The following is a 25,220-nucleotide window of genomic DNA, read 5'->3' on the forward strand; positions in this document are numbered from 1 at the left end:
TTCAGCTTGATGCTGAGAGAGGTGGCGATACTTCATCCTTGCTCTTCTTGAAGAATCCATCCGATGTTCAAAAAGCTGTAGCACTACTGAATGATCAGAATTACTCATTTGATAGTGCGATCGATCCAAATACTGGGATGGTCTTTTCTACAGAGGATGCTGCTGCTCAGGGAACGGTACTGTATGGTCAAGGAATTATCAATGCCGGATTGGGAGATCCAGCAACCAGCGATCGCACTCCTGATATTGTTGTCGAACTCAATAATGGCTACTTTTTTGGTAATGCTACGAAGAAACGTGCAGAGCATGGTGGATTTACTGATGCTGACACTCATGTAGCCTTAATTGCTGGTAGTACTGGATTAGCCAGCAGTCTCCAAGGGACGACCAACACTCAAACCGTTTCTACCACCCAAATTGCCCCGACTACACTACAGTCTCTAGGCTTAGATCCTAACCAACTTCAAGGTGTGCAGATTGACGGAACTAAGTTATTACCTGGCTTAACCCAGCCAGCGCCAGACATCACATTTGGTTCAACTAATAGCGATGATGTCACCGTCAACTCCAACCAAATTCTCTTCGCTGGGAACGGCGCAGATACAGTAGAATCTAACAATCCTAACACCACAGTTATGGCGGGTAACGGTGATGATACGGTGTTTGTAGGCAGTAACTCTTCAGTGTTTGGCAATGATGGCAACGATCAAGTCTTTGTTGGTGCAGACGGTCAAGCTGGTAATACCAATGTCGATGGTGGAAATGGTAATGATACCATCACCGTAGTAGAAGCCAAAGCAGATAATAATCTGTTTGGTGGTGCTGGTAATGACAACCTCCAAGTAGTTGAGGGTTCTGGACAATTCCTGTTTGGGGGTTCCAACGATGATACTCTCCGTAGTGGTGGCAGTAATAACCGTCTCTATGGTGGTTCTGGAAATGATATACTTTACGCCAATCACAATGACTTTCTGTCTGGTGGCGATGGTGACGATCGCCTATTTACTGGTAGTGGAGGTGGAAATCGCCTGACTGGTGGCGCTGGTGCTGACCAATTCTGGATTGCCAATGCCGGACTACCAACCAACAAGAATATTGTTACCGACTTCACTCCAGGAGTTGATCTGTTGGGAATTGGCGGTATTGCTAGTGCTACTAAATTCAGCGATCTAACGCTGTCACAAGTTGGCAGTGATACCTTACTGAAGGTAGGATCTACTGAATTAGTTTCACTGCTAGGTGTGACATCTAGTACGCTGACTGCTAACAACTTTACTTTCGCTTAGTATTGTGGTTTAGCCCCTGACTGTCTGATTGGTACACAACACAAATTTGAAAGCTTAAACATATCAATTAGACAGTCAGGGTACATAGACGCGGAGCGGCTTCCCGCAGGGGAGGACACAAAGGGAAGACGATTTAAAAGGGTTTTGCGTTAGTTCCGTATATTTTTGCCAAATTGGGATGCTCCCATTGGCTTTGCCTTCAGTAATACACATGGTGCGTTACGAACTTCGTTCTAAGAGGATGTTTGAAAAGTCCTATTGTAGGTATCAAAACGTTCTATAGGAATCCGATTTGATTTATGAAAAAATCTAAGTATATGTAGCGTGTGTTAGGCGTAAGCCGTAACGCACCTGATTCCAGGGTTTTTGGTGCTGTTATATCTTTAATTATCTAAAAGTCAGAATGGAATACAACCTTATTGCTGTGGTAGCTTAACATCCATAGGGTCATACATAGTTGAAAAAGTTCAATCGTCAACTATGTTATAATTAAATAGTTGAGAAATATTTTCGCTCATGTAACTGACTATCTAGAGGCTTCTCCGAATCTAAATCTCTACAAGCTTGGGTTCTGGAGGTGTTTTTTGTCAGTTTATATTGCAAATTTATCTTTTAAAGGTGAGATTATTTAAGTATTGCGAAAATTTAAATTTTTAGCGAACAGAAGTGTATTGCAATACCTTGCGCGAAATTGATACATCTCACGGTCAAAAAATGTGCTAAAAAGAACAGACAACTTTAGTGTGTCACAAATCCAGACAACATACAGATAGTACTTGAACTTATGTCAACGGATATAATTACCCGTCCTGAGTCCCTCACAGAAGATTGTTTCTTTACTTATGCCCTTGGGACTGATTTGCACGATACTCAATCGACAGCCCAATATTTACGCAGAATCAGAAAAGAAGATAAACCCTATATCGACATAGCTGTTTCTCCCAGACCGGGCTATCGGTTTGAGGTTTGCCTTATTCCTGTTGAAGGGTTCGCAAAGGAAACAATATTGACAAAAGACGGGTTCGCTAAAGCTTTAGCGATTATTTGTGCTGTATCTAATAAAGCTAGGAAACGATTCCCTTCAGGAAATGGACAAGAAATTGTCCGGTGTCAATTTAGCAACTTAGCTGATGCAGTCGCTGTGGCGAACAGATTGTCTGCATTACCCTCTGATATGTACGAAACTCTTGCCAAGCTACCAAATGCTTTGTAAGATTGTGTCCGCTTGAAGATTTATGATTAAGACTGACGCAAAGACATTTTAATGGTAAGTAAGTAGACGGACAAGAGAATAAAAAACTCAATAGTTTATATTTCGTCTCTTACGAAAAGTCTTGTATAACAAGCTTTTTAAGCTTAATGTACAATTTTTGTGTTTTTGTTGTTTTTGTACTGTTACCGATAATTCAAAGTGAGCCTTTTTTATGCCTATCAGTCCTTTGCGTGAAGAACCTCGTAACCAACGAGCGCCTGTAATTCGTACAAGTAATGAATTTATTCTTTTAGAATGGCTAAAGTCAACTGGTCGTCTAATCGAGCGCGAACATCAAGAATCTGAGTATCTAAATGAAGTAGAAGAAATTTCAGAAATGATCGACCTTGACGATATTCCTTACGATCATGATGATGACGATTCTGAAATGGAAATAGAAGCGTAATTCGTAATGGGCTACGCCCCGCGACGCTAACGTAATTACTGTCCAGTAGGCGTTTAATTTTCGCTGAAATGCTAAGATTCCCGATTTTTTTAGAGAAGTCGAGAATCTTAGTATTAAAATGCGAGTGGGTTTAATTCTTGGACTTGAGTAATAAATAAAATAATTGTCCATTGCTGACTGTGACACCAGCCCGATCGCCTGCTAATTTCCCAGTCCCTAAAAAATAATCTACCCTACCTGCACCTTTAATTGCACCTCCAGTATCTTGGTCAAGAACATAGCGGCTAACGATGCGCTCCTCCATTTTTCCGGTAGGATTAGGAAAGGGAATAGAAGCACGAATCAACGCTAAAGCACCAGGAGGCATGAGAGATTTATCTGTAGCGATAGAACGCTCTGCTGTTAGCGGTACGTTGATAGAACCTTGGGCTGGTTCGCCGTGATTTTCTTGAAAAAAAACAAAACTGCGATCGCGCGGAATATAAATATTTAATTCTTGGGGATACTTTTGAAAATAATCGAGAATAATTGGCATCGTCATCCCTTCAAGCGGCAATTTGCCATCATTCGCTAATTCTCGACCCAGACTTTTGTAATTATAAGCGTTATTGCCAGCATAGCCGATCGCTGTCTGAGTCCCATCGGGAAGCTGAAGTCGCGCTGAACCTTCAATTTGAGCTAAATATGGTTCAAGGCGATCGCGAAACCAAAACAACTCTAATCCTCGCAATTTCCCTTTTACAGCTTGTAACCCATCTGCTCCTTCTAACTCTAGGCGGGTAGGATGTGGCTTAGGCCAGGAGTTTAAATCAGGAGGTAATCGATAAACAGGATAACGATATTCTGGTGTGGGGACGCGACTGGCTGCGTAAAGTGGTTCATAATAGGCGGTGAATAAAACAGAACCTTTAGTATTTTTACCGATTGACTGGTAAAGAACAAATTCCCGCTCAATGGCTTGATGTAATTCTGTTGCAGAATTGGTTGTGAGTAGGAGTTCGCGGAATCTTTTCAAGCTTTTGAAGACGCGAACGCGGGTAATCCCAGCCACAGGATAGTTTTGATAAGCAGTCGCAGCATTAGCAGTTTGCAGGTATTGGAGACTGTGAGCGATCGCACTGACTAGCGCCTTTTTATCTGGTATTTTTCCATAGAGAAGTTCATCTAAACAAGAGGTATCACCTTGACAACAAGTAACTGGTAGTCTCTGGATTAATGGCGCTTTTTGGTTTTCACCAGTCAAGGAAACTGGTATATTCCACTTTTTCACCTGACATTCTGGTGAGATGAGTTCCTGATGCACCAAAGATTGCATTCGCACCAGGAAAATCGACAAAACTACAGGGAAGCTGATAGCGATAACTTTGCTAAACTTTCCTAACTCAGCAAGTATCTTTTTCATCAAAATTAAATTTTTTTGAGATTATCCCACTTTGCTCAAATTCAAAAACCAAAAACCAAAAATTTCCCCCATTCTCCATTCCCTTATTCATTCATATTCCGATAAGTGGCAACTGCGGAAGGCGATATCCGATTCAAATATCGGAATATCCAATATTTGAAAATGGTATCTAAAATAACTGGGAATGTAGCAATAAATAAGAAGATAAAATCTCGATTCGCTGGTAATCCCCAATGACGTGATACACCTTCTAACAGTACTTCCCAACCATGAGGAGAGTGGAAACCTACAAATATATCAGTAAACAAAATAATGATAAATGCCTTAGCACTATCACTAAGCCCATAGACGATATTATCAAAAAAATCTTTGACTACAGCAATAGAAGACTTGCTGACAAGCAAAAGCCAGATAAAAGAACCCACCGAGAACATATCTGCAAAAACATTTTTGATAGCATTTGAGCTTTCGTGACGAAATTCTTCAGCCAGTTCTACAGCCTTATTTGCCATTTCAGCTTCCATCTGTTCAGACGACAGTGGAGGAGCATTTCTAATAAGATTTTCAAACTTGAGCTTTTCTTCAAATCTTTCTAATTCTTCAAGAGCTTCCTCTTCCATTTCGGAATTGAGGAATATCTGCATTTGCTCGCTATTTCTAAAATGCTCAACAGATGGCCCTACCACGAAAGCTTTTGCTATCTGATGCGTCAAAAGTGGTACGATAATTAATAGTAAAATAAACCTGATAGATATTATTGTTCTTCTTTGAGTCTCACGAAAATTCTGAATTACTTCTTTTTCAGCATTAGGGTCTAATTCAACTTGCAGACGAGTGAGAGTACTTAAAATAGAACGGGGTAAAACGCCTGTTGTCTCGGCTTTACTCTTTGGTTGTGGTTTTTTATCCGAGTCTTGAGTTGGTATTTTGGGTGGTAAGGTTGGAGCATTAACGATCGGTGATTTTTCGTCAGATATAATATTAACTGGTAGATTTGGAGGTTTAACTACTAAAGCGTTAGAAGTTATTTGCTCAGAATTTATTGTGTATTTAGATATAACTAGATCGATAAAGTTTAGCTTTTCCAAAACTAAAGAAGGACTGGGATGCTCTATACCTGCTTTCTCAGCAGCTTTTTGATTCTCTTCATTTAGAAACCAGCGGCTTCCTCTAAACTCTGTCAGCCGCATTTTGGCAATTTTTAATAGCTTGTTGAGGTCTGACTCAAAATAATCCATCACGCTCTTACTGTACGTGGCTGAGTCAATGTCTATTTTATTACCATTGAAATGCTTATCTTCTATTTCCTTAATCTTTAATGCTGCATCGTAAGCTTCATGTAAAGAACGTTCAGGAGTCTGTAAGTACCATCGATAAGCAGCAAGCAAAAAAGAATAGATTTTTTGGCTAAAAACAGAATTTTTCATTGCAGATAATCATCCAGCATTATTTGGTGATTCTTAACCTTAAGTTAACGCACGAGGTATACTAGCAAATCTACAAGGAGAAAGTTTGTGGTTTCTCATTCGGTTTGGATTGTTGGCACTAGTCGCAGTGGTAAGACGGCTCGCTTGGTAGAGCAATTTTGTAGTTGGGTACAGCCAGAAGAAAAGCAGCATAACGAATCATTTTATACTAAAAAGCCGGGACATAAAAAAGGCGATCGCATACCAGAATTTTTATATCTTAAACAAACAGAGCCAGGAGTTTTAGTCTTAGCTGCCAACGATGATAATCGCCGAGAATTTGGAGATATAATTGTTACATCTACCTTGGGAAAATATCCGGTGCGTGCCAAGACACCGCTAGGTTTTTTCCAGGATGAAGTTATCTTATTTTGGCCGTTGCTAATTAACTCCTTGAACCTGAAAGCACAGTTTCCGGTAAGATTGCGACCAGAAACAGAGCAAGAATTAGCAACCAAACTTTGGCGTTCCCAATTAGACGAAGAAATTTTACGAATTGCGGGAGTGAATGAGTCTCGCTTGGTGCGTCGCATTTTAGACTTGTTGCAATTAGCTGCTTACAGTGGTGTACATTGCGAAGATATTGCTCAAATTTTGGCAAAGGGTCTGGGGGAAAACACTACAACTTTAGAGCCAGAATTTTTGGCATCTTTACTTATTGATTGGCGTAACTGGTGTTTAGAGAGGGGGTTACTTACTTATGGCATTATTACCGAACTCTATAGTCAATATTTGTTGAGCGATCGCAACTACCAACAGCACCTAACTAAACGCTATCAGGCGGTATTGGCGGATGATGTTGACGATTATCCTAGCGTAGCGCGTCTTTTGTTTGAATTGCTATTAGATCGAGGCGCAGTTGGCGCGTTTAGCTACAATCCCGATGGTGCAGTGCGATTGGGATTGGGAGCAGACCCTAATTATCTAGAAGGGTTAGCAAAGCGTTGTCGGGTAGAAATCTTGACCGGGCCGCCTCCAGAGTCCCTCGGAGAGCAAGCTAAACAGATGGTGGAATTAGTTACAGAACCGATGGTGCTGGTGAGTTTACCTGAGATTGTCCATTCCATTCAAACCACCTCCCGCGCTCAACTATTGCGACAAACAGCAGAGGTAATTGCGAATGCGATCCAATCGCAGCAAGTACAAGCAGAAGAAGTAGCGATTATTGCACCAGGTTTAGATGCGATCGCTCGTTATACTCTAGTAGAAATCCTCGTTAAGCAAAACATCCAAGTAGAATCGCTTAACGATCAACGTCCCCTAATTAGTTCACCCGTCATTCGCGCCTTACTTACCATGCTGACGCTAGTTTATCCCGGCTTGGGTCGCCTCGTAGACCGGGATGCCGTCGCAGAAATGCTAGTTGTCTTGAGTAGGAAACAACAACCACCAGAAAACTCTTCACTTTTAACAGACGCGATGAATCGCGTCTCTACCAATATTGATCCGGTACGTGCTGGTTTGATTGCAGATTATTGCTTTGTACCCCATCCAGATCGCCCTAACTTGTTACCAGTGTCAGCCTTCGAGCGCTGGGATAGAATCGGTTATGCGGCTACTACAGCCTATAATGAGATATTGCAGTGGTTAGAACAACAGCGATCGCAACAAGAATTGCGTTTAATTCCCAGTCCCATTTCTCTCTTAGACAGAGCAATTCAGCGTTTTTTGTGGAATGGTAGTAATCTCCCCTACGAACAACTAGCAGCACTGCGAGAATTATTAGAAACCGCCCAACACTACTGGGAAATTGACACCAGATTACGACAAATTGCCCCAGTTGAGACAACGCCTAACGCAACTATTATCGAATTTATTCAATTACTGCGACGGGGTACAATCACCGCCAACCCTTACCCCGTGCGTCCCATCGGTGGAGCGAGAAAGGCTGTCACCTTAGCAACCATATTTCAATATCGGTCTAGTAGGCGATCGCACCGTTGGCATTTTTGGCTGGATGCTGGTTCACCTCTTTGGGCAAAAGGTGGTGCGGCGACGTTATTCGGTGCGCCGTTCTTCCTGCAAAACAGGTTAGGCGAACCTTGGACAGCAGAAGATGAGAAATTAGCAGAAGAACAACGATTACGAAGGATTTTGACAGATTTACTATCTCGTGTATCTGAAAGAGTTTATTTGTGTCATAGCGATTTAGCAGTAAATGGACAAGAGCAACTAGGGCCGCTATTACCCTTAGTAAATGCTTGTGTAACAGTTATTTCTGAGACTAATGTTAAATAAACCTCAGATCCCCAACCCTAGTTTTCACGTAGGGGCAATTCATGAATTGCCCCTACAGGTCATGAATCACTTTTAATTATCAATTTAACAAACAAAAATATTTGTTTCTGTTAGCCCAACTTCTTAAAATATTTGCAGGTGAAATCAACCAAACAGCAATCAGGTTGAGTTTCGTTTTCTAGTCTCAAGCAAAAAAGTTTGTGGCAGGGGAAGCAATTTGAACATCATAGAATTTTCTCTATTGGTATGGTTTGGCTCATTTGCTGCCGGATTTTTGGGGGCACTAACTGGGTTAGGTGGTGGAGTCGTAATTGTACCCTTTTTAACATTGGTATTCGGGATTGATATTCGTTATGCGATCGGTGCTTCATTAGTATCTGTAATTGCTACATCTAATGGAGCCGCATCTGCTTACGTCAAGGAAGGCTATACAAATGTCCGCCTGGGGATGTTCCTAGAAATAGCAACAACCTTTGGTGCAATAGTCGGAGCAATTATAGCAGCGAAAATTTCGACGGGATCGCTTGCTGTTGTCTTTGGAATCGTTTTACTCTATTCCGCGTACTTGTCCCGTCAAAGCCCACCGGAACACCTGAATAATTTGTCGCCAAATTCCCTAGCAATCCGTCTTCAACTGAATGGTACTTATCCAACTCCCACGGGAGAAGAGGCTTATAACGTGCGCGGTGTCCCCTTTGGATTTGGATTAATGTTTGTAGCTGGCATACTTTCAGGATTGCTTGGGATTGGTTCAGGAGCGCTCAAGGTGCTGGCAATGGATCGAATCATGCATATTCCCTTTAAAGTGTCAACTACCACTAGCAATTTTATGATTGGAGTTACAGCCGCCGCTAGCGCTGGCATATATCTGAACCGAGGTTACATTGATCCCGGATTAGCAATGCCTGTGATGTTAGGAGTACTATTTGGTGCTTTATTAGGAGCGCGGGTATTAGTTAGAGCCAGAGTAAACATTTTGCGAAATATTTTCAGCGTTGTGATTTTCGTGCTAGCGGTGGAAATGATTTACAAAGGTCTAACGGGGAGGCTTTAGAATGGTGAAAGGCAGACAGAAGAAATCGGAACAACGCTTTGAACAATTTCTCGGCAATCTATTAAGAACTGGAGTCATCCTTGCCACTGCTTTAGTTTTTATAGGTGGAATTTTGTATTTAATTCGCCACGGAAATCAGCCTCCAAATTATCAGTTTTTTCGGGGAGAATTACCAGAGTTTCGGAGTCCATCAGGGGTGGTTACATCTGTTGAATCTGGTCGTCACCGTGGCATTATTCAGCTTGGTTTATTAGTATTAATTGCTACTCCAGTTGTGAGAGTAGCTTGTTCACTATTAATATATTTCCGACAGCGAGATTTTACTTATATTATTGTGACTCTCATTGTACTGCTTGGATTGTTATATAGTCTACTTGGTGGATATTTATGAGCATTTTACTATAGTTATTTTTAATATAAATTTTGTTACCGAGAAAGAAAAGGATACAAGCCCCTAAATTTCTGAATGGGGATTATTAATTTTTAATTTTGAATTCGGAGCAAAGCGACGTGACTGTGGTTGAGTTGGAAAAGGAGAACGAGGATGGACTCGATCGCGCAATAAGAGCAAAGGAATACTCAAAAGTCCCAAAATAATTACTACTCCAGTCATTATCCAAACCATTAACCTATTTGGTCTATAATCTGCTCGTTCAATTTGCCAGAAAACTTGGTTGTATCGCCAGGCGGCTAACACAACAACCAAAATTCCACAAATTACCAAAGCAAGACCTAAATTTTCCGAGTTGGATAATGGATTGACAGAAGTTTCTTGTTGAGTAATAGCAAGATTCAACTGGCGCAGAAATATCCCAAATCGCGCGATCGCAAAACCAAAGCTAATCAATGCAATAGAAGTACGTAGCCAAGCCAGAAAAGTCCGTTCGTTCGCTTGATGCTCTCTTTGACGGTCAATTTTCGGTATTTTATCCATAAGTACTTCTGACGACTATTTACCCTTAAAAAGTATTCATAACATCGATTAAATAGCATGAACTAGCGCCGCAAGGTCAAGACAGTCCAGCCAAGACTCTCAGAAAACCCCAAGCGATCGCCAGAATCTTTACAATATAAATAAGGTAAAGATATATATCAGAGTCAAAATCAATGGCACTATTCGGATTCGGCAAAAAGCAAGTTATACCCACACCTGAAGAAGCTTTGTCAGGAAGAGCACAGTCTATGTCAGTACCAGCCGCTCATTATGTCAACAAGAACCCTTTAAAAGCTCCTTTTCCCGATGGATTAGAGAAAGTAATCTTTGGCTTGGGCTGTTTTTGGGGTGCAGAACGCAAATTCTGGCAACTTAAAGGAGTTTACACCACCGCAGTGGGTTACGCTGCTGGATTCACACCTAACCCCACTTATGAAGAGGTCTGTAGTGGGCGAACCGGTCACAATGAAGTGGTATTGGTTGTGTTTGATCCCAAAGTAATTAGTTATTCTGAACTACTCAAAGTCTTTTGGGAAAGCCACAATCCTACCCAAGGGATGCGCCAGGGTAATGATAGTGGCACTCAATATCGTTCGGGAATTTATGTCTATTCTGAAAGCCAAAAGCAGCTAGCAGAAGCATCGCGGGAAGCTTATCAGCAAGCCCTGAGCGGTGCAGGTTATGGCCAGATTACTACAGAAATCTTGGATGCGCCGGAATTCTACTATGCCGAAGCTTACCATCAGCAATACTTGGCGAAAAATCCTAATGGGTATTGTGGTTTAGGAGGGACAAATGTTTCTTGTCCCGTGGGTGTAGTTGAATCGCAAGTTAGTAGTTAGAAGGAAGCAGGGAAGTATAGGAGTAGGGGGACAAGGACAATAATTCTTCACTCCTAACTCCTTACTCCTTACAGTGCAGCTTTCAGTAAAGCGATCGCTGTTACCCACAAGATAATACTAATAGGCCCTCCAATTAGAATACCAGCGATCGCCCAGCCTCTTTGATGGGCTTTGAATTGCTCAATACTGCTCCACCGTCTGCTTTTCCAAGCCCATTCATTGCCTTTAGCACCGAGTGCGATCGACATTAACCCCGAAATTTGGGGTACAAAACAGAATATTCCACACCAAACTTGATTCGGCCACATCCAGAACCAAGGCATCAGAAATGCACCCCAGTTCCAACCGAGAATTTCCTCTGGGACTGTTTCATTCTGATTATTTATCCCGCATCCAGAATTGTTGATGATTTCTCTTTGCGGTAAAAGCTGATTTCTGTTTGCAGATTTCACAGCCAAACCAGATTTAAGAACATTCAGCGCTTGGCGGGCATCAGGAAAACGTTGTTCGGGAGCGGGTTCTATCAACTTTTGTAGCCAACTGGCAAAACTGGGACTGAGATTAACTCGGTCGGTAAATTGCAGTCGCAAATCCTGCTGGGGTAAATCAGAGGGTGAAGTCCCAGTTAGCAAATGAATCAGAGTCGCACCAAGTGCATAGAGGTCTGAAGCTGGAACCGCTCGACCACCAAATTGTTCCATTGGGGCATAACCATAAGTACCCACAACGGTAAAAGTAACGCCTTCTCTGGCCGCTTTATCCTGAACTGCGCCAAAATCAACTAAATAAATCCGATTATCTTCGCCCCAGATTAAATTACTCGGTTTAATATCTCTATGTAATACTCCTGGATTTAACTCATGTAGATACATGAGAATATTTAAAATCTCGCTAGCGATTTTTCTCGCTCGCTTTTCAGTAAACCTTTTGCTAAGAGCAAGTTTTTCCTTAAGCGACTCCCCAGGAATATATTGTTGGATTAAGCCAAACCAAAGGGTGCGATCGTCGATACAAAAATAATCTATATATCGAGGAATGCGGGGATGATTTAGCTGTTTAAGAATTTGCGCTTCTCTCTCAAAAAGTTTTAAATCATCCCACTGTACAGTACCGCCAAAGGCTAAAAGTTTGACCACAACGGTTGAATTTTCGCCATCAGAGGCTTGTAAATCCGTTGCTAGCCAAGTTTGACGAATCCCATTGTTACCAAGTTGGCGTTGGATTTGATAACGATCTTGTAATATCTGTTCTGGTTGCAGCATCTTACACCTGCTAGCAGTTTACGCCGATCTGATTCCCTTATATTCAAGGATAGTCATTATCTGGAGAAATTGTGGGAGCCTAATAATTTATTGAAAGTAGTTGAAGATTCCAACTTTGGGGTTATCTATAAAATTAGTGCGAATTATTATTCGCATCTGTTATAAATAAAAGTAGAGATTGAAAGCACACAGAATCAGGACATCGAAGACGCAAAAGCTTACTGGAAGGAGTATCTAAGCCGTGAGAAAATTTAGAACACTCGATGAATTTGAAGAAGAGTATTTCCGTAAGCACCCGGAAGAAATCGACGATTATTTGACCGAGATATTTCAGGAATATTCAGGAGACAACGATTCCGGCGCGTTATTGGCATCGTTGCGCGTTGTTGCTCGTGTACGGGGAATTACTGAGATAGCAGAGAAAACAGGTATGACACGCCGGGGATTGCAAAAAGCCTTATCTACCAATGGCAATCCGCGCCTTGAAAACGTCAATTCCATCATGAAAGCACTGGGATATTGTCTCACACCCCAAAAAATTATCCCTCCAGTCTCAGAGTGAATCACAATAGTAATTACCACTCACTTTGTGACACTATTGCGTGGGGAATTTAAGTTATAGATAATTTTTGCGATAGTAAGCTTGATATTCCGCAGACAACAGAGGTTCCCACCAATCACGATGATTGAGATACCATTCAACAGTTAAACGTAAACCCTCAGCAATTGTTACTGAAGGTGTCCAACCAAGTTGAGTTTTAATCTTGTTTGCATTAATTGCATATCTGCGATCGTGTCCCTGTCTATCCTTGACAAAAGTAATCAATTCCTTTGCTGGATGTACTGGTAAATCAGGTGCTAATTCATCCATCATCTGACACAAAAGTTGCACCAGGTTGAGATTTTCCACCTCATTGTTGCCACCAATATTGTACATTTCCCCTGGTTGACCATGATTGATTACCACATCTAAAGCACGACAATGATCGCCTACATAAAGCCAATCGCGCACATTTTTACCATCGCCATAAACAGGTAACGGTTTACCTATCAATGTGTTGATACACATTAGAGGAATTAGCTTTTCGGGAAACTGATAAGGGCCGTAATTATTAGAGCAATTTGTGATAATGGTTGGAAGCTTATAAGTATGATAATAAGCACGCACTAAGTGATCGCTACCAGCTTTTGAGGCTGAATAAGGACTATTGGGAGCGTAAGATGTAGTTTCACAAAAAGCTGCATCATCTGCGCCCAAACTACCGTAGACTTCATCAGTAGAAACGTGTAGAAAACGATAATCAGATGGCTGTGCTTTAGCCTCCCAATGTTGGCGAAAAGCTTCCAGCAGCGTGAAAGTTCCCACAACGTTGGTTTGCACAAAAGCCGCTGGCCCAAGAATGGAACGATCAACATGAGATTCAGCAGCAAAATGGGCGATAGTATCTATATTTTCTGTTGATAATAATTGATCTACGATGGTGCGATCGCAAATGTCCCCCTGCACAAACCGAAAATTCTCTTTTCCCTCAACCATCGCCAAGTTTAGACGATTCCCCGCGTAAGTAAGCGCATCCAACACCACCACCCGGTCATCTGGATAAATCTGACACCAGTGATGGACAAAATTTGCCCCAATAAACCCCGCACCCCCAGTAACCAATAACCGCCGACTCATTCAATTTCCTCTCTTATCTCTGTGTTCTCTGTGCCTCTGTGGTTCGTTTATATTACTTAAAATATTTCTTCCTCAACTTTCCGTATATCTTCTGAGCAAGTAATTTTGCCATCCGGACTTTTGTCAAACTCTTAATATTAGATGGCTGCTGAATCTTATGGTCAAAAAACTCATTTAACTCATCCAAAATTATTTGGAAACGCTTAATAATATTTTCAGCCCGATATTCAGCAAAAAACTCTTCATACGAACTAAAAGCTACTGAAGAATCAATCACCTTTAGAATCCGTTGCACATCATATTCTTGAGAATATCCAGCAATTTTAGAGCAATTAAATCCAGGATCTAAATAATCTGCCAATCCCCCATTGACGCTAGAAAATACTTGACAACCGCAGGCAAGAGCTTCCATTGGTTGTAGACCAAATCCTTCACTAACACCCTGTTGTGCCCAGTAATCAGCCGAATCATAGAGGTAAACCTTAGCTCGGTTAAATAGTCCAGGTAAATCCTCTATATAAGAGTCAACAACCAATACTTTACAACGTTTTTGTAACGCTGGAATTAATTCTTTAATTAAATAATCAGAAGATTTTCGAGCCTGAACTAAAACATCAATATCTCGTTCTCGACCTAAATTTTTAAACTCATCAGAAATTTGATTGGGCAAATAATAAATTAGAGAATTGGGTGATTTTTCTCCCCAATAGCCCATTGTATAGCGGCTAACTGTAACGATCGGAATACTCGCAGGCAACCTAAATGGATAACCTGCGCTATGTGCATGGTAAACCACATTGTATTTCTGAAGTTTAGCCACGAGTTGAGCTATATCAAATCCCCAACTTATGACAAAAATCACATCACTTAAATTTTTCTCTTTTAGCAAATCATCAAGAAAAAGCTTATCCTTTTCTCGTTGACGGTAAGTTACAACATCAGCACTACAGAAATTTTGAGCCAGATTAAGTGCTTTTAACTCCGCCCAAAGACCACCACAGGCAAATTTGCCATCTGTACCGGGAAGCAAGAAGTAAAGTTTTCTCATAATTTTATTTAGGGCATTGGGAATTGGGAACTAGTTATTATTCTTCTTCCTGATCTTCCCCTACTCCCTTATCCCTGTTCCCCCTCATTCTTGCCAACCTACTTTAACAAAATGTGCCTCACGACCCCAAACGTCGTGTGTACGGGTAATATTTTCAATTGCTAGGTTAAAAGGAATGGCTGTTGTTAGGTAACGCTGGGTTATAGAACCTAAATCAGGTGCGAGTTCGGCTGCTGTCGTCGCTGCTAACCCCAAACCGATAAGTTGCTCAATTGGCCGAAATGGTAGTAACAGATGTACACCGATAGCTAGTCCGGCTGTTAACAACATTGCTACTGATAAATTTGTACCGCAACGGGGATGTACAGCTAAATCCCATTCCCCACTAGTAAGGCGATGTCGAGCAAGTGTGACCGCACGCCGCAAATCACTAATATTCACCTCACCATAAAGGTAAAATCCATGCTCAGTAGACAAACCGCTTAATTGTTCGTTATCTAGCTGAACGTTAGGAGGTTCTCCCTTAGTAGGATAGGCACTGTTTGATTCGCTAAGAACCCAAACAGTCGCATGTTCTAAGGCGTGAACCTGCCGAATCGTTAGAATTTCTTTCAATCCTGGAATAAATGATAGCTGCCTAAGTAAGTCGGCATCTTGTGTGGGTTGCGGAAAGTCTGAAAACTGGTCTTCAAGAGTCGGAACTTTCTCAGATAGAGGTATCGTAAAACCAAAGTTGAAAAATTCAAAGGGAGACGAGCTACCCTGAAAAAAGGCGGAAGTATTCATTACAACACTGCTCCCAAAGCCGATGGGACAACATAGATTTCTTTCAAATGTAACGCTTGCACCACTGAATTGTTGCTAATTTTTGTGGATGATTGTTGAGTTTGGGCATTGGGCATTGAAAAAGCAGGGTGCAGAGGGGAAAACTCTTCTCCCTTGCTCCCTGCTCCCTTGCTTCTTCCCCAATCCCCAGTCCGACATCTGTTCTGCTGAATTTGAAAAGGAATTCTTTGTTATAGTTTCCGAGTCCGAGGGTCAGCTGGCTCCACTAACATAAACTCCGGCTGAGTGAAGGACTCGGAAACTTTTGGTAGAGTGTTCACACTGAAAACTTAGGTGTGAGGAGGGAAACAATCAGTAAACCTCAAAATTGGCTTGCAATTTACCAGACCAAAGCAATTATGTTCTTACTAAATAAATTGCTTATTCGATTTGGTTAGGCAGAAGACAGCAATTGACATCATTCAAACAGACTTTGCCCCACTGTAAGGCCCAGCGAACAAGAGCTACTCGATTTTCTGTCTCGGTCTTGGTCAGAATATTACTGATATGGTTATCAACTGTACGCTTGCTAATCTCCAGTTTTCCTGCAATCTCTTGGTTAGTTAAGCCAGCGGCCACTAGGTCGATAATTTGCAGTTCTCTGTCTGACAGACTAACGGGGGTCTCAGACTTGCCACCAGCCATGACTATTTCTATGCTCCTTTAGTATATGTACTTAATCGCTCTTTCTAATTCTAGAAGATTCTTTTGTTGGTAGGGGTTTCAAGTGTTAGTAGTAATACTATTGTCAATATTTTCTTTGGATTTCAAGTTGGCAAGAATATAAATCACAATAATACATAAGTATTATAGGGAGCATCCACTTTTGGAAGAAACACCGGGCGATTGGAAATCGCGGCTATACAGACTAAACCCACCTGCGCGGGTTTTATAGAGTCCGCGCAGGGGGACTTCGTTTGTATAGCTCCAGAATTCTAGTCTGTTCGCGTAGCGTGCGCCTTAGCGCAGGGCGATCTGCCAAAACGATATGCTCCCAGTATTATATAACACTTATTATTGGCTAGAAATTAGTATAAATATTTAGATAATTTAGGCGATATTGAAAGCATATAGATGTTATGGAGTAGTAAAAATTGCTATTTCATTCTATGAAGGACTGGCGACAGATTAGCAAAAATTGTTGTAGGTTTTATACTGTAAATTCCTAATCCAAAATCGAAATCTAAAATTTAAAATGAAATGAGCAATTCCCGTGTTTTGTGCCTCGGTGAAGTTTTGTTTGATTGTTTAGCCGATCAATTAGGGTTAAAACTGGAAGAGGTTAAATCTTGGACTCCCTACCCAGGAGGGGCACCAGCTAATGTAGCCTGTGCTTTAGTTAAGTTGGGGATATCGGCAGGATTTATCGGAGCCGTTGGTGAAGATGAAGCAGGAAATGCACTAGTCAAGCTATTACAAGATGTAGGTGTAGATACAACAGGGATACAACGCCATCCCACAGCACCAACGCGGCAAGTTTATGTTACACGGGATCTGGCTGGCGATCGCACCTTTGCCGGATTTGGTCAGTATGACACCGCAGAATTTGCCGATACTCGCCTGAAAGCCAAACAATTGCCAGATTCGCTATTTAAAGAAGCAGATTTTCTGGTTTTGGGTACTTTGGAATTAGCCTATCCTGAAAGCGAACAGGCAATTTACCGCGCCCTAGAGTTAGCAGAACATTACGATTTGAAGATTGTGCTAGATGTCAACTGGCGACCTGTATTTTGGGACGAGCCAAACGTTGCTCATCAAAAAATTCCAGAATTATTTAAGCAAGTCGATTTCCTCAAACTCTCCAAAGAAGAAGCGGAATGGCTATTTGAAACGGCAGATCCCGGAGCCATAACTTACCGCTTGGCTTCAATTGAAGGAGTACTAGTAACAGATGGGGAAAACGGTTGCACCTACTGTCTGGGTGAGAACGAAGGCAAATTACCTTCCTTTTCAATCCCCGTAGTTGATACAACTGGTGCAGGAGATAGCTTTTTGGCAGGATTTATCTATCAACTGAGTCAGAATGGCATCCACAGCTTGCGGGATGCTGAAACAGCAAAACGCATTGTTACCTACGCTAGTGCTGTTGGAGCGCTGACTACCATTAAACCAGGTGCGATCGCTTCTCAACCAACAAATGCGGAAGTTGAAGCGTTTTTAACCACACACAAACTCTAAAAACTGGCACAACAAGCCGAGAATATTAGCCAGAAAAAGCTGATATTCTTGGCTAGAAAATGGAAGAATTGCCAATTTATTCTTTTTGGTGATGTAACCGAATTCCTAGAAAGATGTCATAAACAAACTCAAAAAAGTCCTTTTTCTGCAACAATCCTGAAGTTTGATAACATCCTTTTTCATCTAACAGTGGCTTCATCATATAGTATGCAGGTTGGTAATTATACCAAGGAATCGAAGGCCACAAATGATGAATTAAGTGGTAATTTTGTCCCATAATCAGGATATTGAGAACTGGATTAGGGTAGACGCGAGCATTTTTCCAGCGATCGCGTTCTGCAAAAGGACGATGGGGCAAATAGTCAAAAAATAACCCTAGTGCTATCCCTACCACAAAAGCGGGTATAAACCAAAAATTCAGAATGTACCCTAAAAAGTTGTACTGCACTGAGATGTAAACAATCACACCAACAATCAAACGGCTAATGAACCATTCTAGTAGCTCATATTTTCGCCACAGTCGCCGTTGAAAGAAAAATACTTCGTGGTACAAAAACCGCACCGCAATCAACCATAGCGGGCCACCCGTGGAGACATAATGATCTGGATCGTCTTTGGGATGGTTGACATGACCGTGATGCTGTAAATGTACCCTTGTAAATACTGGAAAAGCAAAAGCTAGCATCAATGCACTACCATGCCCTAGCATCGCATTCACTACCCGGTTGCGATGGGCTGATTGGTGACAAGCATCATGAATTACCGTCCCAGCACAATGCAAGGCAAGAGTGTTAACGCTAAAGCACAGCCAATGCGGCCATTCCCAAAGCCAGTAACCAAAGTTAGATAACACCAGCATTGCGACAGCAACCAAAAACAGCAGTAGCGTGGGATTAAAATCACCAGGAGGCGCTAAAAATTCCTTGGGCGGGATTGTCAGTGGCTTTTGTGCCTCCGATGCGATCATCTCTAACATTGACTCCTTCTTAATCAAACATTGCTAGTACTTACACAAAAACACACGCGGTAGGGGCAATTCATGAATTGCCCCTACCTGAGAATAAAGGTTTTGGCTAAAGTTTTGCGTAAGTCCTAATTACGAATATACGATAAATATTAGGAAAGAATAAAGTTTTGTAACCTTTTATATAGCAATATTTATCCACAGCTTTGCATATCAGTAGATGAATAGCGCTATGATTCCAGACAAGAACTAATCTTTACTGATAAGTGGGGTATGACGATTAGCAAAAAGTTGATGGGATAAACTCTTTCGTTGGGAGGATGGATACAACATTGATGTACTATATCTAGTCTATCCCACAGCCCCTACTCTCCCATAAACTCTCTCTAACTGCTTATATCTATTGATATAGCAGTGACTGAAAAGGAGATGAAACTTAAGTTACGATGACTTCCCAGATAGCTCCCTCACTTCAGCCCCTATGCAATTAAGAGATTCTCTGCGCCGGACAAAAATTGTCGCTACTATTGGCCCCGCCACTAGCAGTCCTGAAATGCTTAAGGCGATTATTGAAGCGGGAGCCACGACGCTGCGGCTAAACTTCTCCCACGGAACTCATGCCGACCATCAGCGTAGTATTCGCTTAATTCGGCAAACCGCCTTTGAATTAAATCAGCCAGTGGCTATTCTCCAAGATTTGCAAGGCCCAAAAATTCGCTTGGGGAAGTTTGACAACGGGTCAATAGTTTTGGCAAAAGGCGATCGCTTTACGTTGACAAATCGCCCAGTAGTAGGGACACAGGAAATTAGCTGCGTCACCTACGATTATTTAGCCGAAGAAGTCCCGGTTGGCGCAAAAATCCTCCTTGATGATGGACGAGTAGAAATGGTTGTAGAGGAGATTAACCGGGACAAAGGTGACTTGCATTGTCGCATCACCGTACCTGGTAAACTTTCTAACAACAAAGGCGTAAACTTTCCTGGCGTTTACTTGTCAATTAAGGCAATGACCGACAAAGACCGAGAGGATCTGATGTTTGGTCTAGATCAAGGTGTAGATTGGGTGGCACTTTCCTTTGTCCGCAATCCCCAGGACATGATCGAAATTAAAGAACTAATTTCCAGTATAGGCAAGCAAGTTCCAGTGATTGCCAAAATTGAAAAACATGAAGCTATTGAACAAATGGAGGCAGTTCTGGCTTTGTGTGATGGCGTGATGGTTGCCAGAGGCGACTTAGGTGTAGAACTGCCAGCAGAAGATGTTCCCGTACTTCAAAAGCGGCTAATTGCGACAGCAAATCGCTTGGGGATTCCCATCATCACCGCCACCCAGATGTTAGACAGCATGGTGAGCAATCCCCGTCCCACTCGTGCGGAAGTGTCGGATGTGGCAAATGCGATTTTGGATGGCACGGATGCGGTGATGCTCTCCAATGAAACTGCCGTGGGTAGCTTCCCTGTAGAAGCAGTAGCGACAATGGCGCGAATTGCCGAGCGGATGGAGCAGGAAGAAGCCCAGCACTTAAACTTACGTTCTGTAAAAGATGCTCGGCGCTCCATTCCCAATGCGATTAGTCAAGCGGTAGGTCAAATTGCCGAACAATTAGGTGCGGCAGCAATCATGACCCTAACCCAAACTGGGGCAACCGCTCGCAATGTCTCTAAATTCCGTCCCAATACACCGATTTTGGCCGTGACTCCCCATGTGAATGTAGCGCGGCAGCTACAAATGGTGTGGGGAGTAAAACCGCTATTGGTACTAGGATTACCTTCCACTGGTCAGACATTTCAAGCTGCAATTAATGTGGCTCAGGAGTTGAAGTTACTGTCTGAGGGAGATTTAGTAGTAATGACTGCTGGAACACTTCAGGGAATTTCCGGCTCCACAGATTTGATTAAGGTTGAGGTGGTGACGGCGGTATTAGGTCACGGCATTGGACTAGGACAAGGTTTAGTAAGTGGTCGTGCACGGGTGGCTAATACTGGCATGGATGTTAGTAACTTTAATCCCGGAGACATATTAGTTGCACCGCGCACTAGTGCTGATTTTGTTGAGGCTATTCGTAAATCTGCCGGGATTATTACGGAAGAGGAAAGTCTTACAAGTCACGCGGCCGTGATTGGCTTACGTCTTGGTGTACCAGTGATTGTTGGCGTGAAACAGGCAACGCAAGTGATTCGAGATGGAGCGATTATAACGCTGGATCTGCAACGGGGTTTGATTTACTCTGGGGCAGTGAGAACGCCTTGAGGCTGAGGGCTGGGGACTGGGGACTGGGGCATGGGGAAACTTACCAATGCCCAATTCGCAATTCCCAATTCCCTAAATTAAACAGTAGCGATCGCAACTCCAAGCCATGCAGCAAATTTTTTTTGCTGTGCGGAATTAGGACGATCGACAGGTTTTACCTGATATCGAGTGGGCTGTGGTGACGTGAGGGTAATGGCATAAGTACGGAGTTCGTCTTGGTGGAAAACTGTAATTTGAATGGTATCCTTTGGTTGGTAATCTTTCAGGCGATCGCTGAAACTATTCCCCGTTACCTTAATCCCATCAATTGCTAACAACTCATCACCTGCATCAATTCCCGCTACTTGTGCAGGTGAACCAATCTCCACAAACTTGATAATTTCCCGCCCATTCTCTGTACTTATTCTCATGCCTAAGTAAGGTTCTTCCTGCTGTTCAGCTACTAACTGTAAGCCAAAGGGTTCCAAATACTGATTAAAAGGCAAATCATTAATACTATCAATGTATCGTTTAAAGAAATCAGTCAAATCGATTCCGGCAACAGATTCGATAACATCCTGCAACTGCTCTGGGGTATAGCCAATTTCATCTTTGCCAAATTGCTGCCACATTTTCAGCATCACATCATCGAGGGAACGCTGATTGTTATGAGTAGACCGAATCAGTAAATCCAGCAGTAACGATACCATTTCTCCCTTTAAATAGTAAGAAATTTGAGAATTACCGCTATTAGCATCTGGGCGATAGAGTTTAATCCAGGTATCAAAACTCGACTCGGAAACGGGTTGTACCTTGCGCCCTGGTGTCGTTTCATACCTAGTAATTTCTTTGCTCAAGTTATTCAAAAACGACTTAACATCATAAATCCCTGCCCGCAAAGGAATTAACAAGTCGTAGTAACTAGTAGTACCCTCACAAAACCACAATGATGGTGTGTAATTTTCTTGGTCGTAATCAAAAACCTCTAATGCTTTTGGGCGAATTCGTTTGACATTCCATAAGTGAAAAAACTCGTGCGCTACCAATTGCATAAAGCGATCGTATTTTTCCTGAGCGCGAAATCCAAAACGTTGGTAAATTAAGGAGCAAGAGTCTTTATGCTCCAAACCGCCAAAAGCTTGGCTAAATAAATGTAGCAGAAACACGTATCGTTCATAAGGCAAACCGCCGAACATCTGCGCTTCTACCTGAATGATTTTTTGGATATCAGCAATTAATTGCTGAACTTGGTAATTACCTTGCCCCCAAATTGCTAGTTCATGGGGTTTTCCCAAGACTTCAAATTTATACAATTGGTGGCTACCAATCTCAAAGGGAGTATCCACCAGAGTATCAAAATCGCTAGCTAAAAAAGTATTTGTTTCTTCAGCAACGTGAGGTAGAGCAGTAGTTACCTGCCATTCCGGGTGTGGTGGTACGATGGTGACGCGAATGGGTAGCTTATCCCAGCCTGGTATTCTAAAAAATAGTGCCGCTCCATTGAAATAACCGTGGGTGGCATCCAAGTGATTTGTCCGTACCGATAGCTCATTAGCAAAAATGCGGTAGCGTACAGTTAATTCTGAAACACCCGTTTTATCTACCTGCCAGTGATTTTTACTGATTTTTCGCCAAGGTAAAGGCTTATCCTCTGCAAAAGCCACAAAATCCTGTAAATTCTTGGCATATTCCCGAACTAAATAGGAACCGGGTGTCCATACCGGCAATTTTAAATCGAGAATTGGCGAGAGGTAATTGACAAGGCGTAAAGTCACATCAAACAGATGGGTTTCTGGTTGAGACATTGCTACCAGGTAATGAATTGTTGGCCCAGTTACCTCGACGTAGGTTTTGGGACGAGTTGCTGTTGCTTCAGTCATCTTGTTTGCTGAGATAATTGTTAATGGGGTATCCCCCTTTGCGATCGCGGAGCGTCTTGTAGAGAGAATAGTAATTAGTAGTCAAGAACCCACGGATAAATCCGCTTACTCTCAAATAAAGATTACAGTTTATTTCTTTTGCATAAATCATATAGTATTTATGCATTGTACATAATATTACAAACCGTTTGGGTATTTCAACCATATTTAGCAGCCTGCAATATTTACGATAGGCTACGCGATCGCATCAAAATTTGCACTAGCGCCAGATTTTCTGATATTTGGTTTCCCTCCCGTAGATGTGATTAATCGCGTCTCTACCTACTGCCTATTTCCTTGCTCATCTGTAGAGTAAAATTGTTGAGCATAAAAACGGGCATAGCGTCCTTCCTGAGACAAGAGGGAGGTGTGAGTACCAGTTTCAACCAACTCTCCCTGTTCTAGTACAAGAATACAGTCAGCCTTACGAACGCTGCTCAAGCGATGGGCGATAATAAACACGGTACGGTTTTGCATCACTCGCTCGATCGCTTCTTTAACTAGTGCTTCTGACTCCGAATCTAAGGCAGAAGTAGCTTCATCCAGAATGAGAATTCGAGGATCGTTAACAATGGCTCTGGCGATCGCTAATCTTTGGCGTTGTCCACCAGATAGGTTAACTCCCCGCTCACCTACCCAGCTATGATAACCTTGGGAAAACTGGGTGATGAAGGAGTGAGCATTGGCAATCTTTGCTGCTTCCTCAATTGCTGCCAAATCTAATTCTTCCTGACCGTAACCAATATTTTCAGCGATCGTTCCTGAGAAAAGGGTAATGTCTTGGGGAACAATGCCAATTTGATGGCGGAGGCTGGTGAGTGTGACATCGCGGATATCAATATCATCAATGAGAATTTCGCCCCCTTGAGGGTCATAGAAGCGAAGTAAAAGGTTAATTAAAGTCGATTTGCCCGCCCCAGAAGAACCAACCAAGGCAATGACATCACCAGGAGAAGCGTCTAAGCAGAGATCCTTAAGAACAGGCTGGTCGGGATTGTAGGCGAAATCGACATGACGATACTCTACTTTGCCCATAACTCGTGGCATTGCCTGAGAATTCGATTTTTCGCTAATACTAGGTTCCTTCGCCATCAGTTCAAAGATGCGTTCAACAGAAGCTTCGGTCTGTTTGTACTCGTTGTAATTGCTAATCATCATATCGATTGGCTGAATCAGTAAAGCCACAGCAGCTAAGAAACTGATAAATCCTTGAGTGCTCAGTTGCCCCTGAGAAATCTGCCATCCTCCTAATAAAAACAGCAGTATAATACTAACTGCTTCCAAAAAACCGACAACGGGAAACTGAATGGATTTGAGTTGTAGAGCGCGGTACTTAGCTTGGCGATTGATTTCTGCTTCTTTATTGAATCGCTTCACTTCATATTCTTGGGCTGCAAAAGCCTGAACAACGCGAATTCCGCTAAATACTTCAGTTAGCAGCGCCGATAAATTGGAAACCTGATTTTGGCTCTGGCGAGATAGCACAAGTAATCGCTGACCAAATTGCCCGATCAACCAAGCCATTAAAGGAGCCAAAATCAAACCCGCAAGAGTGAGCGGCCAATTCAGGTAGAGCATGTAAATGGGAATCGCAATTAACTGCAACAAATTGGAAAGAAACTGATGGGATAACTTGTCTACAATCTCGCCAACGCGATCGATATCTTCAGTTAGACGATAAGTCAGGTCGCCCGTCTGTGTCGTTTCAAAGTAATCTAATCCAAGTTTGTGCAGGTGAGCATAAACACGCTTACGCAAGTTTAAAACCATGTTCAGGGTAGCAGCGATCATAAAGACATTCTGCCCGTATTGACAAAGCCCTCGAACAAAAAATACCAAAGTGGCTAGTCCGAGCCAGTAGGCAATCTGGTTAACATTTCCCTGGCCAAGATAAAAAGCGACCTGACCTGCTAAATAGGGCACTGCTAAGGTAAATAACACAAATCCTAAGATACAAGCCAATCCCCGAATTAACAGCGGCCATTGGGGCCAAAGATAAGGCAACAGTTGCCAGTAACTAGAGCGGACTTTCATAGGTAAGTAAGAATTCAAGAGTCAGGAGTCAGGAGTAGAGACGCAATTAATCGGGTCTCTACAAGAGTCAGAATGGGCTAAACCTTAGCTATCCGCTAACAGGAGCGGAGCCGGAGACGCTCCGCGTCAGAATTGAGGTGCATTACGGCGTTAGCCTACCACACCATGTTACCGAACCGTGCTGACTCCTGAATTCTGACGC

At 42.4% G+C, this 25,220-nt stretch carries 20 protein-coding genes and 1 pseudogene; 10 read left to right on the forward strand and 11 right to left on the reverse strand.

Annotation, left to right across the window (positions count from 1 at the left end; genetic code table 11):
* The 3 genes and pseudogenes from V7K55_RS16920 to V7K55_RS16930 form a co-directional block, all read left to right on the forward strand.
* Window positions 1-1,286: pseudogene (locus tag V7K55_RS16920) on the forward strand (calcium-binding protein); the annotation flags it as partial.
* A gap of 784 nt (window positions 1,287-2,070) precedes the next feature.
* A complete protein-coding gene (locus V7K55_RS16925; RefSeq protein ID WP_334833247.1) occupies window positions 2,071-2,499 on the forward strand; it encodes a hypothetical protein in 429 nt (142 codons plus the stop codon).
* Between the two features lie 211 nt (window positions 2,500-2,710).
* Window positions 2,711-2,944 carry a DUF3134 domain-containing protein gene (locus tag V7K55_RS16930; protein ID WP_292704576.1) on the forward strand — a complete coding sequence of 78 codons (234 nt, stop codon included), beginning with the start codon at window positions 2,711-2,713 and terminating at the stop codon, window positions 2,942-2,944.
* A 130-nt stretch (window positions 2,945-3,074) separates the two neighbouring features.
* On the opposite strand, the gene mltA is transcribed toward V7K55_RS16930, so the two are convergent.
* Both mltA and V7K55_RS16940 read right to left on the reverse strand, forming a co-directional pair.
* Window positions 3,075-4,346: a murein transglycosylase A gene (mltA, locus tag V7K55_RS16935; RefSeq protein ID WP_334833255.1), complete on the reverse strand. Its 1,272-nt coding sequence runs from the start codon at window positions 4,344-4,346 to the stop codon at window positions 3,075-3,077.
* Between the two features lie 83 nt (window positions 4,347-4,429).
* On the reverse strand, window positions 4,430-5,773 hold the full coding sequence (locus tag V7K55_RS16940) for a proton extrusion protein PcxA (RefSeq protein ID WP_334833257.1): 1,344 nt from the start codon (window positions 5,771-5,773) through the stop codon (window positions 4,430-4,432).
* Window positions 5,774-5,860: 87 nt separating this feature from the next.
* Between V7K55_RS16940 and V7K55_RS16945 the strand changes: the two genes are divergently transcribed.
* The 3 genes from V7K55_RS16945 (at window position 5,861) to V7K55_RS16955 (ending at window position 9,495) form a co-directional block, all read left to right on the forward strand.
* A complete protein-coding gene (locus tag V7K55_RS16945) occupies window positions 5,861-8,050 on the forward strand; it encodes a recombinase family protein (RefSeq protein WP_334833259.1) in 2,190 nt (729 codons plus the stop codon).
* 217 nt (window positions 8,051-8,267) lie between these two features.
* Window positions 8,268-9,104 (forward strand): sulfite exporter TauE/SafE family protein, encoded by an 837-nt coding sequence (locus V7K55_RS16950; RefSeq protein WP_334833261.1) that lies wholly within the window; start codon window positions 8,268-8,270, stop codon window positions 9,102-9,104.
* A 1-nt stretch (window position 9,105) separates the two neighbouring features.
* Entirely contained in the window at window positions 9,106-9,495 is a 390-nt protein-coding gene (locus V7K55_RS16955) for a DUF1634 domain-containing protein (protein ID WP_334833262.1), read from the forward strand.
* A 63-nt stretch (window positions 9,496-9,558) separates the two neighbouring features.
* Here the strand turns inward: V7K55_RS16955 and V7K55_RS16960 are convergent, their stop codons facing one another.
* Window positions 9,559-10,038, reverse strand: coding sequence for a YidH family protein (locus V7K55_RS16960; RefSeq protein ID WP_334833263.1), 480 nt, complete (start codon window positions 10,036-10,038; stop codon window positions 9,559-9,561).
* A 173-nt stretch (window positions 10,039-10,211) separates the two neighbouring features.
* On the opposite strand from V7K55_RS16960, the gene msrA reads away from it, so the two are divergent.
* The gene (msrA, locus tag V7K55_RS16965; protein WP_334833265.1) at window positions 10,212-10,880 is read left to right on the forward strand and encodes a peptide-methionine (S)-S-oxide reductase MsrA; all 669 of its coding nucleotides are present in this window, start codon (window positions 10,212-10,214) and stop codon (window positions 10,878-10,880) included.
* Window positions 10,881-10,948: 68 nt separating this feature from the next.
* Here the strand turns inward: msrA and V7K55_RS16970 are convergent, their stop codons facing one another.
* Window positions 10,949-12,142 carry a serine/threonine protein kinase gene (locus tag V7K55_RS16970; protein WP_334833268.1) on the reverse strand — a complete coding sequence of 398 codons (1,194 nt, stop codon included), beginning with the start codon at window positions 12,140-12,142 and terminating at the stop codon, window positions 10,949-10,951.
* 241 nt (window positions 12,143-12,383) lie between these two features.
* Here V7K55_RS16970 and V7K55_RS16975 point away from each other — a divergent pair, with 241 nt between their 5' ends.
* The gene (locus tag V7K55_RS16975; protein WP_334833270.1) at window positions 12,384-12,704 is read left to right on the forward strand and encodes an addiction module antidote protein; all 321 of its coding nucleotides are present in this window, start codon (window positions 12,384-12,386) and stop codon (window positions 12,702-12,704) included.
* A gap of 54 nt (window positions 12,705-12,758) precedes the next feature.
* On the opposite strand, the gene rfbB is transcribed toward V7K55_RS16975, so the two are convergent.
* The 4 genes from rfbB to V7K55_RS16995 form a co-directional block, all read right to left on the reverse strand.
* The gene (gene rfbB / locus V7K55_RS16980) at window positions 12,759-13,820 is read right to left on the reverse strand and encodes a dTDP-glucose 4,6-dehydratase (protein WP_334833272.1); all 1,062 of its coding nucleotides are present in this window, start codon (window positions 13,818-13,820) and stop codon (window positions 12,759-12,761) included.
* A 52-nt stretch (window positions 13,821-13,872) separates the two neighbouring features.
* A complete protein-coding gene (locus V7K55_RS16985) occupies window positions 13,873-14,868 on the reverse strand; it encodes a glycosyltransferase (protein WP_334833274.1) in 996 nt (331 codons plus the stop codon).
* 84 nt (window positions 14,869-14,952) lie between these two features.
* Window positions 14,953-15,654: a DUF6391 domain-containing protein gene (locus V7K55_RS16990; protein ID WP_334833276.1), complete on the reverse strand. Its 702-nt coding sequence runs from the start codon at window positions 15,652-15,654 to the stop codon at window positions 14,953-14,955.
* A 420-nt stretch (window positions 15,655-16,074) separates the two neighbouring features.
* Window positions 16,075-16,338 carry a helix-turn-helix domain-containing protein gene (locus V7K55_RS16995; RefSeq protein ID WP_012410583.1) on the reverse strand — a complete coding sequence of 88 codons (264 nt, stop codon included), beginning with the start codon at window positions 16,336-16,338 and terminating at the stop codon, window positions 16,075-16,077.
* 555 nt (window positions 16,339-16,893) lie between these two features.
* Between V7K55_RS16995 and V7K55_RS17000 the strand changes: the two genes are divergently transcribed.
* Window positions 16,894-17,871: a carbohydrate kinase family protein gene (locus V7K55_RS17000; protein WP_334833278.1), complete on the forward strand. Its 978-nt coding sequence runs from the start codon at window positions 16,894-16,896 to the stop codon at window positions 17,869-17,871.
* Between the two features lie 76 nt (window positions 17,872-17,947).
* On the opposite strand, the gene crtR is transcribed toward V7K55_RS17000, so the two are convergent.
* Entirely contained in the window at window positions 17,948-18,838 is an 891-nt protein-coding gene (gene crtR, locus V7K55_RS17005; RefSeq protein WP_334833558.1) for a beta-carotene hydroxylase, read from the reverse strand.
* Window positions 18,839-19,316: 478 nt separating this feature from the next.
* Between crtR and pyk the strand changes: the two genes are divergently transcribed.
* The gene (gene pyk / locus V7K55_RS17010; RefSeq protein ID WP_334833280.1) at window positions 19,317-21,086 is read left to right on the forward strand and encodes a pyruvate kinase; all 1,770 of its coding nucleotides are present in this window, start codon (window positions 19,317-19,319) and stop codon (window positions 21,084-21,086) included.
* Between the two features lie 77 nt (window positions 21,087-21,163).
* On the opposite strand, the gene V7K55_RS17015 is transcribed toward pyk, so the two are convergent.
* Both V7K55_RS17015 and V7K55_RS17020 read right to left on the reverse strand, forming a co-directional pair.
* A complete protein-coding gene (locus tag V7K55_RS17015) occupies window positions 21,164-22,945 on the reverse strand; it encodes a M61 family metallopeptidase (protein WP_334833282.1) in 1,782 nt (593 codons plus the stop codon).
* A gap of 321 nt (window positions 22,946-23,266) precedes the next feature.
* Window positions 23,267-25,018 (reverse strand): ABC transporter ATP-binding protein, encoded by a 1,752-nt coding sequence (locus V7K55_RS17020; RefSeq protein WP_334833284.1) that lies wholly within the window; start codon window positions 25,016-25,018, stop codon window positions 23,267-23,269.
* Window positions 25,019-25,220: the final 202 nt, after the last annotated feature.

The sequence above is a fragment of the Nostoc sp. genome (assembly GCF_036919895.1).
In the GTDB taxonomy this organism is placed as follows: domain Bacteria; phylum Cyanobacteriota; class Cyanobacteriia; order Cyanobacteriales; family Nostocaceae; genus Nostoc.

Coding starts and splice junctions, on each gene's coding strand:
- V7K55_RS16995 (WP_012410583.1), bottom strand. CDS start 16,338: ATGGCTGGTGGCAAGTCTGAGACCCCCGTTAGTCTGTCAGACAGAGAA.
- V7K55_RS17020 (WP_334833284.1), bottom strand. CDS start 25,018: ATGAAAGTCCGCTCTAGTTACTGGCAACTGTTGCCTTATCTTTGGCCC.
- mltA (WP_334833255.1), bottom strand. CDS start 4,346: ATGAAAAAGATACTTGCTGAGTTAGGAAAGTTTAGCAAAGTTATCGCT.
- V7K55_RS16955 (WP_334833262.1), top strand. CDS start 9,106: ATGGTGAAAGGCAGACAGAAGAAATCGGAACAACGCTTTGAACAATTT.
- rfbB (WP_334833272.1), bottom strand. CDS start 13,820: ATGAGTCGGCGGTTATTGGTTACTGGGGGTGCGGGGTTTATTGGGGCA.
- V7K55_RS16960 (WP_334833263.1), bottom strand. CDS start 10,038: ATGGATAAAATACCGAAAATTGACCGTCAAAGAGAGCATCAAGCGAAC.
- V7K55_RS16925 (WP_334833247.1), top strand. CDS start 2,071: ATGTCAACGGATATAATTACCCGTCCTGAGTCCCTCACAGAAGATTGT.
- pyk (WP_334833280.1), top strand. CDS start 19,317: ATGCAATTAAGAGATTCTCTGCGCCGGACAAAAATTGTCGCTACTATT.
- V7K55_RS16990 (WP_334833276.1), bottom strand. CDS start 15,654: ATGAATACTTCCGCCTTTTTTCAGGGTAGCTCGTCTCCCTTTGAATTT.
- V7K55_RS16930 (WP_292704576.1), top strand. CDS start 2,711: ATGCCTATCAGTCCTTTGCGTGAAGAACCTCGTAACCAACGAGCGCCT.
- msrA (WP_334833265.1), top strand. CDS start 10,212: ATGGCACTATTCGGATTCGGCAAAAAGCAAGTTATACCCACACCTGAA.
- V7K55_RS17000 (WP_334833278.1), top strand. CDS start 16,894: ATGAGCAATTCCCGTGTTTTGTGCCTCGGTGAAGTTTTGTTTGATTGT.
- V7K55_RS17015 (WP_334833282.1), bottom strand. CDS start 22,945: ATGACTGAAGCAACAGCAACTCGTCCCAAAACCTACGTCGAGGTAACT.
- crtR (WP_334833558.1), bottom strand. CDS start 18,838: ATGATCGCATCGGAGGCACAAAAGCCACTGACAATCCCGCCCAAGGAA.
- V7K55_RS16985 (WP_334833274.1), bottom strand. CDS start 14,868: ATGAGAAAACTTTACTTCTTGCTTCCCGGTACAGATGGCAAATTTGCC.
- V7K55_RS16940 (WP_334833257.1), bottom strand. CDS start 5,773: ATGAAAAATTCTGTTTTTAGCCAAAAAATCTATTCTTTTTTGCTTGCT.
- V7K55_RS16970 (WP_334833268.1), bottom strand. CDS start 12,142: ATGCTGCAACCAGAACAGATATTACAAGATCGTTATCAAATCCAACGC.